The organism is Aquitalea magnusonii (genome assembly GCF_002217795.2).
In the GTDB taxonomy this organism is placed as follows: Bacteria; Pseudomonadota; Gammaproteobacteria; order Burkholderiales; family Chromobacteriaceae; genus Aquitalea; species Aquitalea magnusonii_B.
In genome coordinates, this window is record NZ_AP018823.1 from 3910871 (window position 1) to 3925447 (window position 14577).

9 protein-coding genes are annotated in these 14577 nt (G+C 61.4%); 3 read left to right on the forward strand and 6 right to left on the reverse strand.

Annotated features, from left to right (window positions below):
- The first annotated feature begins 11 nt into the window (after positions 1 to 11).
- The 3 genes from DLM_RS18380 to DLM_RS18390 are packed head-to-tail and all read left to right on the forward strand — an operon-like array spanning position 12 to position 7356.
- Entirely contained in the window at positions 12 to 2834 is a 2823-nt protein-coding gene (locus tag DLM_RS18380; protein WP_089086405.1) for a secretin and TonB N-terminal domain-containing protein, read from the forward strand.
- 53 nt (positions 2835 to 2887) lie between these two features.
- On the forward strand, positions 2888 to 5698 hold the full coding sequence (locus DLM_RS18385; RefSeq protein ID WP_089086404.1) for a M16 family metallopeptidase: 2811 nt from the start codon (positions 2888 to 2890) through the stop codon (positions 5696 to 5698).
- The gene (locus DLM_RS18390; RefSeq protein ID WP_089086403.1) at positions 5695 to 7356 is read left to right on the forward strand and encodes an ABC transporter ATP-binding protein/permease; all 1662 of its coding nucleotides are present in this window, start codon (positions 5695 to 5697) and stop codon (positions 7354 to 7356) included. Before DLM_RS18385 ends, DLM_RS18390 begins: the two co-directional genes overlap by 4 nt.
- A gap of 209 nt (positions 7357 to 7565) precedes the next feature.
- On the opposite strand, the gene glmS is transcribed toward DLM_RS18390, so the two are convergent.
- From glmS to atpG, 6 genes are all read right to left on the reverse strand, one after another.
- The gene (glmS, locus tag DLM_RS18395) at positions 7566 to 9395 is read right to left on the reverse strand and encodes a glutamine--fructose-6-phosphate transaminase (isomerizing) (protein ID WP_089086402.1); all 1830 of its coding nucleotides are present in this window, start codon (positions 9393 to 9395) and stop codon (positions 7566 to 7568) included.
- Positions 9395 to 10186, reverse strand: a complete 792-nt coding sequence (locus DLM_RS18400; RefSeq protein ID WP_089086401.1) for a DeoR/GlpR family DNA-binding transcription regulator — start codon at positions 10184 to 10186, stop codon at positions 9395 to 9397. Before DLM_RS18400 ends, glmS begins: the two co-directional genes overlap by 1 nt.
- A 196-nt stretch (positions 10187 to 10382) precedes the next feature.
- Positions 10383 to 11747, reverse strand: a complete 1365-nt coding sequence (gene glmU, locus DLM_RS18405; RefSeq protein WP_089086400.1) for a bifunctional UDP-N-acetylglucosamine diphosphorylase/glucosamine-1-phosphate N-acetyltransferase GlmU — start codon at positions 11745 to 11747, stop codon at positions 10383 to 10385.
- Between the two features lie 82 nt (positions 11748 to 11829).
- Positions 11830 to 12252: a F0F1 ATP synthase subunit epsilon gene (locus DLM_RS18410; RefSeq protein ID WP_089086399.1), complete on the reverse strand. Its 423-nt coding sequence runs from the start codon at positions 12250 to 12252 to the stop codon at positions 11830 to 11832.
- Between the two features lie 15 nt (positions 12253 to 12267).
- Positions 12268 to 13662: a F0F1 ATP synthase subunit beta gene (atpD, locus tag DLM_RS18415; RefSeq protein ID WP_089086398.1), complete on the reverse strand. Its 1395-nt coding sequence runs from the start codon at positions 13660 to 13662 to the stop codon at positions 12268 to 12270.
- Positions 13663 to 13705: 43 nt separating this feature from the next.
- The gene (atpG, locus tag DLM_RS18420) at positions 13706 to 14572 is read right to left on the reverse strand and encodes a F0F1 ATP synthase subunit gamma (RefSeq protein ID WP_089086397.1); all 867 of its coding nucleotides are present in this window, start codon (positions 14570 to 14572) and stop codon (positions 13706 to 13708) included.
- Between the last annotated feature and the right edge of the window lie 5 nt (positions 14573 to 14577).

The following is a 14577-nucleotide window of genomic DNA, read 5'->3' on the forward strand; positions in this document are numbered from 1 at the left end:
CTGGTAAGTCCATGATGAACCTTACGACACCGCACACACTTCTCCGTTTGACGCAGCTTAGCCTGGCTCTGCAGCCCTTGTGTTACGGCCTGACTGCGCTAGCCTCACTCGGCCCCACCACCGCCTGGGCCCAGGCGGCCAGCCTGCCGTCGGATCGCCATACGGTACAACTGCCCGCAGGCCAACTGGCTGCCACGCTGGCGCGTTACGCGGCTGACGTTGGCGTGATTCTCGCCTTTGACGCGCAGTTGCTGGCAGGTCGGCAAAGCCCGGCGCTCAGCGGCCAGTTTACCGTGGCCGAAGGCTTTGCCCGGCTGTTGGAAGCTACGCCCTATCGTGTCGAACGGGTAGCGGATCAGCGCTATCGGCTAGTGCAACGTCCAAGCAGCTCTGCGGAGAAAGAACCCGCCATGCTGGAGCCGGTGGTCGTGACGGCTCCCTTGCTGCGTACGCCGGGAAAACTGGACCAACAAATGCTGCAGCTGCTGCCGGCAGCCAACGGCGATCTCACAAGCCAGTTGCGCATCAACCCCAACATCCAGTTTGACGAAGCCCAGCTATCCTCCGCGACCGGCGGCGAAATCAGTCCGGCGGAAATCAGCATCCACGGTGCCAAGCCTTACCAGAACGAGATGCTGGTAGATGGCTTGTCCATCGCCAATGATCTGGATCCGGGCAACAAGATAGTCACCACCAACCCGGAATACATCCCCGGCCAGGCACAGGCACTGGCCTACGACAGCAGCCAGCTATGCAATGCCCGCGTGCTGGACAGCAATGTGCCGGCCGAATACGGCCGCTTCACCGGCGGTGTGGTGGAAGCCGAGCTGTGCCGCGCGCGCAAGAAGCTGGGTGGCAGCGTCAGCATCGGTTATACCTCATCGGCGTGGAGTGAGCAGATCATCGACCCCAAGCGCCAAAGCGCGTTTGAACAGTCGTCCGATGCCGACAACCAGCCGCGTTACCGCAAGTGGACCTACAAGGCCAATGTAGAGGCTCGCCCCAGCGAAGACTGGGGCGTGGTGGTCTCCGCCGTGCGGCGCGAATCGGAGATTCCGCTCAAACGCTTTAGCACTGACAACAGCAGCAATGTGGTCAGCCAGGAAGTAACCCAGACCCGGCGCATGGACGCGCTGGCCATCAAGGCCGATTGGTCGCCGAAAGACAGCCCGCACAGCGGCGATATCACGTTCAGCTACGCGCCCTCAGAAAATGGTTATTTCATTGCCGATGGGAAGGACAGCGACTACCAGATCCGCAGTGGTGGGGTGGCCTTGTCCGGCCGCCTGGTGTCCGAGCTGGGTGATGTCACGCTGAATCAGCAGCTATCGCTGATGCAGAACGAACAGTCGCGGCGCAGCGATGCCGACTACTATCGCGCCTGGCGCTGGTCCACGGCCAAGAACTGGGGCGATGCCAGCAAGAGCAACCCCAGCAGCATTGAAGGAGCGTGGGGCGATGTGGACCAGACGCTGCGCACGGTCAACTACAAGCTGGGTGCCTCGTTCGACTTGGCAGGCGATAGCGCGCTATCACACAAGATCGGCACCGGTATCGACATCAAGCACCAGACTGCCGAGTACCTGCGCCTGAGCACTACCCGCTACTGGCTGACTGCCAGCAACCTGCCCACCAGCGGTGCAATGGCTTCGTGCCAGTACGCCGACGGCAGCGTCGACACCGAGGGCTGCTCGGCTACCGCGACGCAGACGCAGGGACGGGGCCAGTACTTCCGCCGCCTCATTACCTACCAGGCTGGCGGTGCCGAAATGGAAGCGCTAAGCAGTGCGGCCTACATCGATGACCAGATGCGCTGGCGGGACTGGCAGTTGCGGCTGGGGCTGCGTGCCGACCACGACACCTTGACGCGCGATTTCAACCTGGCACCGCGCAGCAGCCTGACCTGGGAGGCGGCACCGGGCTTGTCGCTGAACGCCGGTGCCAACCGCTACTATGGCCGCTCGCTGCTGGCTTACGCATTGCAGGACCAGATTCACACCTTGCAATATACGCAAACCCGCCCCAGCAACTCGCTGGTATGGAGTAGCCCGGTACAGTCCAAAACCACCAACCGCCTGTCCGACATCGACAGCCCTTACGATGACGAAGCCACAGTGGGCTTCAGTTGGGAGCCTGACTGGGCTGGCGGCCTGTTCGACGTGCGGCTGACGCGCCGCGACGGCAAGGAACAGATTGTCAAACGCCTAGTCACCGGGCAGAGCGAGTGTGCCTCCAGCCAGTGCTACATGTACACCAACCAGGGGAGCAGCCAAACCCGCGACTTCACGCTCAGCTGGAGTAGCCGCACCCCGTGGCGGCTGGGTAACAGCCGCACCAGCTTCTGGCTGGCCTTCAACAAAAGCGATGTAAAGAGCAACTATTCCAGCTACGCCGATACCTATAGCAGCGACAAGGCGGCGGACGAGATCATCCAGTACGACGGCAAGTTCATCCGCTATAGCGATATGCCGGCGGACAACTACAACCGGCCATGGACGCTGCGTTTAGGCGCCATCACCTCGCTGCCGGCCTACAGCCTCAGCATCAGCAATCTGCTGCGCATCCGCGACGGCTACCAGCAGATGCTGCAGGACGGAAGCACCACCTACCAAGGCAGAACCGTGGACGTATGGCGAAAGACCACGCTGCCGCGTTCGCTGACGCTGGATACCGTCATCGCCTGGAACCCGCGCATCAGCGGCGACCAGCGTGCGCAGGTGAAACTCAGCATCGAGAACCTCACCAACCGCAAGAACATGCTCAGCGTCAGCGACAGCTACGCCACCTACGAGCGTGGTCGCACCTTCACCCTGGAGCTGGGCTACCAGTTCTGATTCTGCGGGGCGGTGTCTGAATAACGCCGCCCCGTCCTTGTCCGAGGTTTTCCGTGAAGAATCTTGTTACCCTGGCACGCTGGTTTTGCCTGCTTGCCGCCTATGGCCTGACCACCCTGTTATCTACCCATGCCGCAGCCCAGACGGTGGAACCCTTCCGCTGGGATCCGGCCATTCATCGCGGCACGCTGCCCAATGGCCTGCGTTATTTCATCGTACCCACCAGCCAGCCAGCCGATACGCTGGGCATCCAGTTACTCGTGAACGCCGGTTCGCTAGAGGAAGACGACAGCCAGTCCGGCGTGGCGCATCTGGTGGAGCACATGGTGTTTCACGAAAGTCGTGAGGTGCCGGAAGGCATTGCCCGGCGCATGGCGGCCATGGGCTGGCGCTCCGGCGTGCAGTACAACGCGATGACCAATTACGAGCGCACGCTGTACATGCTCAATCTGTCCGGCAAAGCCCATCTGGCGCAATGGGACCAAGGCCTGTTCCTGCTGTCGCAAATTGCCGGCCACGCCCGCATCAGCGAGCGCAGCCTGGTACAGGAACGGCGCGTGGTGCTGGAAGAGTGGCGCAGCAAGCTCGGCGCGCGCGAGCGCATGGAACAACAGCGCCGCTTGCTACTGCGCGATGGCGGGCTGCAGCCGTTGCGGCCAACCATCGGCACCGAGCGCAGCATCCGCACCCAGCCGGCAGCCAGCCTGCAGCGCTTCTACCAGCGCTGGTACCAGCCCAACAATATGACGCTGCTGGTGGTCGGCGATGTCGATGTCGCCCAGGTCGAAGCCCGCATCCGCCACTGGTTTGCCGAGCGGCCGGCTGCAGTGCTGCCAGTGCGTGCCGACCGTAACCCGGTGCTGGGCAACACGCTGCGTACCAACCGGCTGCAGGACACGGAAAACCGCAGCAGCCAGGTGGGCTGGGTGCTGCGCAGCCGCAGCAGCCTGGCGCAGGACAGCGCCGGTTTCCGCACCCGCCTGCTGGACAATCTGGCCGAAAAACTGCTCAAGCAGGAGCTGGCGCGTTACCAGCCCTTGCGACCGGCAGGGGTACGCAGCGTGGTGGCGCGCAAGGGTTTCATCGGCGGCACCACCTTCACGCTGGGCTTTGCCGCCACCGTGGACCCTGGCGCGCACCAGGCAGGCATGCAGCACCTGTTGCAGTTGCAGCGCCTGTTGCTGGCACAAGCACCGGACGACACCAAACTTACCCAACTGCGCCAAGACCTGCTTGCCCTGGCCCGCCGTTCACCACGCAGCAGCGCCGGCTGGGACGCGCAAAAATGGCTGCAGGAACTGCAAAGCGCCGTCACCGACGAACGCGTGCTGCAAGACCCGGCACAAAAAGGCCCGATGGCCGAAGCCATCCTGGCCGGTATCAGTAACGATGAAGTCATTGCCCACCTGCGCGGCTGGTTGCAAAGCCCCGACCGCCTGCTGTTCATGATGGCACCCGGCCTCAAGCCGGTGCCGCTGCCGACACCACAGCAGGTGCTGGCACTGCAGGCAGACCTAGCCGCCAAACCCTTGCCCGTCCTTCCGTTGGCGTCGGCACCGGCTTCCGTCCCGCTACCGGCCTTGCCACCCGCCCTGCCGGCCGCCGGTAGTACGCTGCTGTGGCGCGACGAGGCCCAGCAAGTGGCGATGTGGCAACTGGCGAACGGCGACCGCCTGGTCTGGCAGTACCGCCCCAACCAAAACGGCAAGCTACGCTACTTGGCCGACTCGGCCGCCGGCTACAGACTGCCGGGTGCCGATGGCTGGCAGTGGCAGTTGGCCGCGCAGTTGGCCGCCGCCACTGCCCCAGCCGGCTGGCAGACCACCCAGTTGCAACGCTGGGAGCAAGCCGAGCATGTCCGCCTGTCACAATCGCAAACCGCCCAGCGGCTGACGCAATCGGCCAGCATCCCGGCCGACAAGCTGGCGACGCTGTGGCACTACTATCAGACCCGCCAGTTACACGCTGGCATCGACCCGACGCTGCTGCGGCTGCAACAGGACAGCCTGGGCCGCGACAACAGTGCCTCCAGCCAGGCATACGCCGCGCTGGACAAGCTGCGCTATGCCCAAACGGCTGCCGACCAAGCACCTACCGTGGCCGCACTAAGCCGACAAACCCCGGCCGGGCTGCTGGCGCTGTGGCAGCAACTGACGGCGCGGCCGGTTACGCACTACCTTAGCGGCGCGGCCAGCGAAACCGAGGTGCTGGCCGCGGCCAAGCTTTATCTGGCGGCCATCCCACGCCAACCGGACGCGGCGGCGGCGCGCGCCTTGCTACCACTACCGGGCCGCTTTGAAAGCCGGCACGCCATCGCGCGAGAGCCGGTGGCCCGCGTCCAGGCCTACGGCAGCGTGCCGATGGTGTGGCAGGGTGAGCGCGCGCTGCAGGTAGCCACGCTGGGGCGGGCGCTGCACGCTGCGCTGCGCAAGTCGCTGCGCGAGGAAGCCGCCGGTGTTTACAGCGTGCAGTTCAGCCTGAAACTCGACCCCGACACTGACCGCCTGGAAAGCGAATGGCAGTTCAGCACCGACCCGGCACGGCTGGACGAGCTGCTGGCACGTGTCCGCACCATCCTGGCACAGCCGGCAGCGGTACTGGACGACGCCATCCTGCAACCGGCGCTGGAGGATGGCCGGCAACAGGCCAGCGCCCGCCTCAACGACGACGACAGCCGCTTCAACCGCCTGCAACTGAGCGTACGTCACTACGGCGATAGCCGTTATCTGGCACAAACGGCCCAACTGGCCGGCGCACTGGACGCAGCCACTGTGCGCACGCTGGCCGCAGGACTGCAGCTGGAGCAAAACCTGGCCCTGCTGCTGACCCTGCCTGACCCCAAACTGATGGAGACCCAACCTTGAATACCTTGCGTCAATTCTGGCAACTGGCGGCACCGTACTGGCGCTCACGCCATAACTGGCAGGCCTGGCTGCTGCTGCTGGCCATCCTTGGCATGGGCCTGATCCTGGTGCAAATGAATGTATGGCTCAACTTCTGGAACAAGGACTTCTACGACGCACTGGGCGCGCTGGACACGCCGCGCATCTACCCGCTACTGGGCCGTTACTGCCTGCTGATCAGCGCCGCCGTGGTGGTGGCAGTGGCACTGGACTGGGTACGCAAGCTGCTGATTCTGCGCTGGCGCGAAGCCATGACACGCCAGCTCGTGGACGCCTGGCTGGCAGAGCACGCTTTTTATCGCCTTGGCCTGTACGGCGAGCCGGACAACCCCGACCAGCGCATTGCCGAAGACGTCAATTTGCTAGTGACCGACAGCATCGACCTGCTGCGCTCGCTGGTATCGGCGGTGGCCAAGCTGCTGTCCTTCGTGTTCATCCTGTGGCAACTGTCCAGCAAGCTCACTTTGCCATGGGGCGATGGTCAGTTGGTGGTGCCTGGCTACCTGCTGTGGTTTGCCCTTGGCTATGCATTGTTCGGGGCGCTGCTCACACACTGGATTGGCGGCGAGCTGACACGCCTGAACGTGCAGCAACAACAGCGAGAGGCCGATTTGCGCAGCACGCTGCGCCACCAGCGCGAACATGCCGAACAGATTGCGCTGTACGGCGGTGAGCCATGGGCACGACGCCAGGTAGCGGATGACTTTGCCGGCGTTGCGGCCAACTGGTATCGGCTGATGCAGCGCGAACGCAATCTGGGCCTGTTCAGCACCAGCTACAACTACATCAACAGCATGGTTCCGCTGTTTGCCGCTTTGCCAGCCTTCCTGTCCAAGTCCTTGACGCTGGGTGGGCTGATGCAGGTGAACTCCGCCTTCATGCAGGTGAGTAACGCACTAAGCTGGTTTGTGCGCGCCTACGATGAGCTGGCGCGCTGGTCGGCCTCGGTACAGCGTCTGCATCGCTTTGTCACCAGTCTGGACGCAGCACATTGCCAGGATCGCCAGCCCTCGGCTGAGGCATCGTCCAATACCAGGCTGAGCCTGCAGCAATTGCAAGTGTGTTATCCGGACGGCAGCCCGATGCTGCAGACACTGAACCGCGAAGTGGCCCACAGCCAATGGGTGCGCCTGGACGGCCCTAGCGGCTTGGGCAAGTCCACGCTGATTCGCACGCTGGCAGGGATCTGGCCGTATTACCGTGGCCAGCATGACACCCACCCACAAGTGTTGATCCTGCCACAGCAACCCTATCTGTTCCACGCCAGTCTGGCGCAGCTATTGAGCTACCCGGCGCTACAACCATGGCCAGAGCAACAATTGCGCGACGGCCTGGTGGCCATGGGCCTGGCCGCGTGGACCGAGCGCTTGCACGAGGTGGCTGACTGGGGACGTGTACTGTCCGGTGGTGAACAGCAAAGGGTGTCGCTGCTGCGAGCCATGCTGCAGCGGCCAGCCGTGCTGATCCTGGATGAAGCCACCAACCAGCTAGACGAGCCGTCGGCGCATGCCTGCTTGCGCACCTTGCGCCAGGTCTTGCCTGATACCACCGTCATTGCGGTAACACACCAGCCCGTGCTGCATGATCTTTTCAATGATGTCATTCAACTCTCTCGTTGAGGAGCGGGTCCGGAAATCTGCGTCAACCCACCGTTCCGCACGCATCAGTCAAAAGACTGCTTTGGCCGAAAAGCACTCACGCCACATCAACTCGCCTCCGGCGACTGATCACACCCGCTGACTGGAAAAGCAAAAGGGGCCAACGGCCCCTTTTGCTTGATCAGACTCCGACGAACTTTATTCGGTGTAGTCAAAAGCCTGCCCGGTGATTACTCCACCGTGACGGATTTTGCCAGGTTGCGTGGCTTGTCCACGTCGGTGCCGCGCGCCAGGGCGACATGGTAGGCCAGCAGTTGCACCGGGATGGTGTGGACGATGGCGGACAGCACGCCGACATGACGCGGGGTGCGGATCACATGCACACCGTCGGATTCACTGAAATGGCTGTCCAGGTCGGCAAACACGAACAGCTCGCCACCACGGGCGCGTACTTCCTGCATGTTTGACTTCACCTTTTCCAGCAGCGCGTCGTTGGGGGCAATCACCACTACCGGCATGCTTTCGTCCACCAGCGCCAGCGGGCCGTGTTTCAGCTCGCCAGCCGGGTAGGCTTCGGCGTGGATGTAGGAGATTTCCTTGAGCTTGAGCGCGCCTTCCAGTGCAATCGGGTAGTGCAGGCCACGGCCGAGGAACAGGGCATTTTGCTTGGCGGCAAACTTGTCGGACCAGGCCTTGATCTGCGGCTCCAGATTGAGCGCATGCTGTACCGAACCGGGCAACTGACGCAGTGCTTCCTGATAGCCATGTTCGGCCTGTGCATCCACCCGGCCACGCAGCTTGCCTAGCGTCACCGCCAGGGCAAACAGGCCCACCAACTGGGTGGTGAAGGCCTTGGTGGAAGCCACGCCGATTTCGGCACCGGCGCGGGTGTAGAACACCAGCTCGCTGGCGCGCGGAATGGCGGATTCGCGCACATTGCAGATGGACAGCGCCATGTTGTGACCCAGTTCCTTGGCGTACTTCAGCGCTTCCATGGTGTCCAGCGTTTCGCCGGACTGGGAGATGGTAACTACCAGATGCCTGGGGTTGGCAAAGGCGTCGCGGTAGCGGTATTCGCTGGCGATTTCCACATCGCAGCTGATGCCGGCAATGCTTTCGATCCAGTATTTGGCCGTCAGGCCGGCATAGAAGCTGGTGCCGCAGGCCAGAATCTTCACCCCTTCCACTTGCGGTAGCAGTTCGGCGGCACGGGCACCGAACAGGCCGGCAGCAAAGCCGTTTTCCAGCACCGCTTCGATGGTGTCGGACAGGGCCTTGGGTTGTTCGTGGATTTCCTTTTGCATGAAGTGGCTGTACGGGCCCAGTTCCAGCGAGGCCAGCGATACATCGGACACATGCACGGCGCGTTCGATCACCTGATCGTTCTTGTCATGCAGTACCACGCTGTCACGGGTGAGCAGGCCGATATCGCCCTCTTCCAGGAAGATGACGCGACGGGTGGCGGACAGGATGGCAGACACGTCGGAGGCGATGAAGTGTTCACCTTCGCCCAGCCCCACCAGCAGCGGGCAGCCCATGCGGGCGCACACCAGTTCGTCCGGGCGGTCCAGCGCGATGACGCCGATGGCGTAAGCGCCGCTCAGTTGGCGGGTGGCTTGCTTCACCGCATCAAACAGGCTGACACCGCCTTGATAGTAATGATGCACCAGATGGGCGATCACTTCGGTATCGGTCTGCGAGGTGAATTCATAGCCCAGCGCTTTTAGCTGCTGACGCTGTGCTTCGTGATTTTCGATGATGCCGTTATGCACCACGGCAATCTTGTCGAAGGAGATGTGCGGGTGGGCGTTGTGCTCGGTCACACCGCCGTGGGTGGCCCAGCGGGTATGGCCAATGCCCAGCGTGCCTTGCAGGTTTTCTGCCGCGGCGGCGGCTTCCATTTCCGCCACACGACCGACACGGCGTACACGGCTGATGGCATTGCCGGTATGCACGGCAATACCGGCGGAATCATAACCACGGTATTCCAGGCGCTTGAGGCCATCTACCAGAATGGGAACCACATTACGCGCCGCAATGGCGCCAACGATGCCACACATTATTTTCTCCTTGCACTATCGTTGCCAGCGGGCGCGCAAATCAGCGTGACGCCCTTGGCCTGAATGATGTCCCTGGATTCCGCCGGCAGTGCCTCATCGGTAATCAGGGTGTGAATGGTGTGCCACGGCAATTCCAGATTGGGAATGCGGCGGCCGATCTTGTCCGACTCCACCATGACGATGACTTCGCGCGCTACTTCCGCCATTACGCGGGACAGGCCCACCAGTTCGTTGAAGGTGGTGGTGCCACGTTCCAGATCGATGCCGTCCGCACCGACAAACAGCTGGTCGAAGTCGTAAGAGCGTAATACCTGCTCGGCCACCTGGCCCTGGAAAGATTCGGAGTGCGGGTCCCAGGTGCCGCCGGTCATCAGCAGGGTGGGTTCGTTTTCCAGTTCGCGCAGCGCTGCCGCCACATTGAGCGAGTTGGTCATCACCACCAGGCCGCGCTTGCTGCCCAGCAGCGGAATCATGCTGCTGGTGGTGGTACCGCTGTCGATGATGATGCGGTTGTGGTCGCGTATGCGCTCCGCCGCCGCACGGGCGATGTCCAGCTTGCGGTCGGACACCTGGCCCACTTCCGGCTCCACCGCCATTTCGCTGGGCAAGGCAACGGCTCCGCCATAACGGCGCAGCAGCAGGCCACCGGTTTCCAGCAGGGCAAGGTCTTTGCGGATGGTGACTTCGGAAGTGGCAAAACGCCGGGTCAGCTCATCGACACTGACTTCACCACGCTCTTGCACCAGGGTGGCGATGGCATGGCGGCGTTGCTGGGTATTTCGTTTGGTCATTGAAACGTTTCGTTTCGAAAGTTTTGCCATGATAACGGCTGAATATGCCGCTATCAATCGCCTTCACTGCAAAATTTGTTATTTTTCTTTTGCAACGAAAGAAATGCCACAGCTTTGCTGACAGACGACAAATGAAAATGCCCACCGGGCCTTCCTGTGGAAAGCGCAGCGGGCATGGTGTGCATCCTGCCGGGAATCAGCTCTTTTTCTGCGGACGCTTCCAGCCAGGAATGCTGACCTGACGCGCACGGGCCACGGTCAGGGTATCGGCCGGGGCGGTGCGGCTGATCACCGAACCTGCGCCTATCGTCGAGCCACTCTCCAGCGTGACCGGGGCCACCATCAAGGTGCCGGAACCGACAAACACATTGTCCTGGATGACCGTCTTGAACTTGTTGACGCCATCGTAATTGCAGGTGACCGAACCGGCACCCACGTTCACCTTGCTGCCGATCTCGGCATCGCCAATATAGGTGAGATGATTGACCTTGGAACCCAGGCCAACCGTGCTCTTCTTGATTTCGACAAAATTGCCGATATGCACTTCATCGGACAAGGCCGCTCCCGGACGCAGACGGGCATACGGGCCGATGCGGCAATCCGCCCCGACCACGGCATCTTCCAGATGCGAGAAGGCGGCAATACGGCTGCCTGCCGCGATCTTGACGTTTTTCAGCACGCAGTTGGCACCGATCTCGACATTGTCGCCCAGCTCCACCACGCCTTCGAACACACAATTGACGTCGATGCTGACATCACGGCCATGCAATAGCTGGCCACGGATGTCGATGCGCGCCGGGTCGGCCAGCGTGACGCCGGCAGTCAGCAGCGCGCGCGCCTGATTTTGCTGCAGGATGCGCTCCAGCTCGGCCAGTTGCAGCTTGTTATTCACGCCGGCAGCTTCCCACGAAGCCGACACGCTGGCGCTTTCCACCGTCACGCCATCTGCCACGGCCAGTGCCAGCACGTCGGTCAGATAATATTCACCCTGGGCATTGCCATTGCGCAGCGCCTGCAGCCAGCCAGAGAGCTGGCGGTTGGGCAGCACCATCATGCCGGTATTGATTTCGCGGATGGCCAGTTGTTCTGGCGTGCAATCCTTGTGTTCGACAATGGCCTTGAGCTTGCCGTCGTTGCCACGCAGCATGCGGCCATAACCGCTGGCATCTTCCAGCACGTCGGTCAGCACCGCCATACCATCGCCAGCAGCAGCAATCAGTTGTTGCAGGGTTTCGCTGCGGGTCAGCGGCACATCGCCGTACAGCACCAGGGTCTTGCCTTCGTTCGGCAGTGCCGGCAAGGCCATCTTCAGTGCGTGACCAGTACCCAGTTGTTCGGCCTGTTCGGCCCAGACAATGTCTTCATCCTTGATAGCCTGGCGGACCTGATCGCCACCGAAACCGTATACCACCACCAGCCGCGCCGGATTCAGGCTGCGGGCCGTGGCGATGACGCGGGCAAGCATCGGTGCGCCACCGATGGGATGCAATACCTTGGGCTTGGCCGAGTACATGCGGGTACCCTTGCCTGCCGCCAGAATGACAATACTGAGGCTGTCCATGCGAACTCTTTGCTGACCAAAAATGAAAAAGGCTGCCACGGTTGTGGCAGCCTGCAACTATACACGATTCGTTCCCGCGCTTTTAGTGCACGCGCTTCTTGAGGTAGTCCAGCGCCTTGAGCTGGGCAATGGCGGCTGCCAGGGCAGCGTGAGCCTTTGCCGTGCTCAGGTCGTCGGTGGCATGCTGCAGAGATTCTTCTGCTGCACGCTTGGCCTCATTGGCACGCGCTTCGTCGAGATCCTCGCCGCGGATCGCCGTATCAGCCAGGACGGTGATGTGGGTGGGCTGCACTTCCAGCATGCCGCCGGAGACAGCCACCAACACTTCTTCCTTGCTACCCGGTACGGTCATGCGCAGCACACCGGGTTTGATACGGGTCAGGAGCGGCACGTGTCGCGGATAGACACCGATCTCACCTTCCAGTGCCGGAGCAACCAGAAACTCGGCTTCACCCGAGTAGATGAGTTCTTCAGTGCTTACCACTTCCACATGCATCTTGGACATAAGCCCTCTCCTTAATTAAAGGGTCTTGGCTTTCTCAGCGGCTTCTTCAATAGAGCCAACCATGTAGAACGCTTGTTCCGGCAGGTGGTCGTATTCGCCAGCGAGAATCGCCTTGAAGCCCTTGATGGTGTCGCGCAGGGAGACGTATTTGCCCGGGGAACCGGTAAATACTTCAGCTACGTGGAAGGGCTGGGACAGGAAGCGCTGGATCTTACGTGCGCGTGCCACCACCAGCTTGTCATCTTCCGACAGCTCGTCCATACCCAGAATCGCGATGATGTCGCGCAGTTCCTTGTAGCGCTGCAGCGTGGATTGCACGCCACGGGCTACGGAGTAGTGCTCGTCACCAACCACCAGCGGGTCCAGCTGACGGGAAGTGGAGTCCAGCGGGTCAACGGCCGGGTAGATACCCAGGGCAGCGATGTCACGGGACAGAACCACGGTAGCGTCCAAGTGGGCGAAGGTGGTAGCCGGAGACGGGTCGGTCAAGTCATCCGCAGGTACGTATACGGCCTGGATGGAGGTAATGGAACCATCCTTGGTCGAAGTAATACGTTCTTGCAGTCGGCCCATTTCTTCGGCCAGCGTCGGCTGGTAACCCACTGCGGAAGGCATACGGCCCAGCAGAGCGGATACTTCGGTACCAGCCAGGGTGTAACGGTAGATGTTATCCACGAACAGCAGAACGTCACGGCCCTTGCCGGAAGCGTCCTTCTCGTCACGGAAATGCTCGGCCATGGTCAGACCGGTCAGTGCAACGCGCAGACGGTTGCCCGGCGGCTCGTTCATCTGGCCATACACCATCGCAACCTTGTCCAGTACGTTGGAGTCCTTCATCTCGTGGTAGAAGTCGTTACCTTCACGGGTACGCTCACCTACACCAGCGAACACGGACAGACCGGAGTGGGCCTTCGCGATGTTGTTGATCAGTTCCATCATGTTCACGGTCTTGCCTACACCGGCACCGCCGAACAGACCAACCTTACCACCCTTGGCAAACGGGCAGAGCAGGTCAATCACCTTGATGCCGGTTTCCAGCAGGTCGGTAGCGGAAGACAGCTCGTCAAACTTCGGAGCGGACTGGTGAATGGCGCGACGTGCGTCGGTAGCCACCGGACCAGCTTCGTCAACCGGGTTACCCAGTACGTCCATGATGCGACCCAGAGTGGCGCTACCAACCGGCACCGAAATCGGTGCGCCGGTATTGGCTACAGCCATGCCACGCTTCAGGCCGTCCGAGCTACCCATCGCAATGGTACGGACCACGCCGTCGCCCAGCTGTTGCTGGACTTCGAGCGTCAGGTCAGCGTCAACCAGCTTCAGGGCATCATAAACCTTCGGCATGGCGTCGCGCGGGAATTCCACGTCGATCACCGCACCAATGATTTGTACGATTTTGCCTTGGCTCATTATCGGTTCCTAAACATTTAACTTTTACAGTCTGTGTAACGGCTTACACCGCTGCGGCACCAGCCACAATCTCAGACAGCTCAGTGGTAATCGCCGCTTGACGGGCCTTGTTGTACACAAGGCGCAGCTGCTTGATCGTATTACCCGCGTTGTCGGTTGCAGCTTTCATGGCCACCATACGCGCTGCCTGTTCGGAAGCCATATTTTCGGCCAGAGCCTGATAAACCACCGACTCCAGGTAACGCTTGACCAAGAACTCCATCAGGCTGGGGGCATCCGGTTCGTAGAGGTAATCCCACGAATGCGAGTGCTCCACCACCATGTGTTGCGGAGTCAACGGCAGGAGCTGTTCGAGCGTCGGTTCCTGTTTCATCGTGTTGATGAAACCGGAGTAGACGATGTAAACCGCGTCCAGTTCGCCTTCAGCGTACTGTTTGAACAGCACTGTAAGCGGGCCAATTAGTTTGTCCATCTTCGGCACATCGCCGAGCTGGACTGCGCTTGCCACGACATTGAGGCGAGCACGCTGGCAGGCGGCTACGGCTTTTTGGCCGAGGCAGCACACGTCGACTTCGACGTTCTGTTCCTGCAGTTCCTTGACCTTGGCATAGAAGCGCTTGAACGAGTTCACGTTCAGGCCGCCACACAGGCCCTTGTCAGAGGAAACCAGGATGATACCAGCGCGCTTGACAACGTCACGGCGTGCAAGCAGTGGATGACCAAGATCCGCGTTTGCCTGAGCAAGGTGCGCCATAACCGTACGCACCTTCTCGGCATAAGGACGGGCAGCGCGCATACGCTCTTGCGTTTTGCGCATCTTGGAGGTTGACACCATTTGCATCGCGCGAGTGATCTTCTGCGTGTTTTGCACGCTTCGGATCTTGGTGAGAATCTCTTTACCGACTGCCATTCCTG

Excerpts from the sequence above, each read along its gene's own strand:
- DLM_RS18380 (WP_089086405.1), top strand. The coding sequence starts at position 12 with ATGATGAACCTTACGACACCGCACACACTTCTCCGTTTGACGCAGCTT.
- glmS (WP_089086402.1), bottom strand. The coding sequence starts at position 9,395 with ATGTGTGGCATCGTTGGCGCCATTGCGGCGCGTAATGTGGTTCCCATT.
- DLM_RS18400 (WP_089086401.1), bottom strand. The coding sequence starts at position 10,186 with ATGACCAAACGAAATACCCAGCAACGCCGCCATGCCATCGCCACCCTG.
- glmU (WP_089086400.1), bottom strand. The coding sequence starts at position 11,747 with ATGGACAGCCTCAGTATTGTCATTCTGGCGGCAGGCAAGGGTACCCGC.
- DLM_RS18410 (WP_089086399.1), bottom strand. The coding sequence starts at position 12,252 with ATGTCCAAGATGCATGTGGAAGTGGTAAGCACTGAAGAACTCATCTAC.
- atpD (WP_089086398.1), bottom strand. The coding sequence starts at position 13,662 with ATGAGCCAAGGCAAAATCGTACAAATCATTGGTGCGGTGATCGACGTG.
- atpG (WP_089086397.1), bottom strand. The coding sequence starts at position 14,572 with ATGGCAGTCGGTAAAGAGATTCTCACCAAGATCCGAAGCGTGCAAAAC.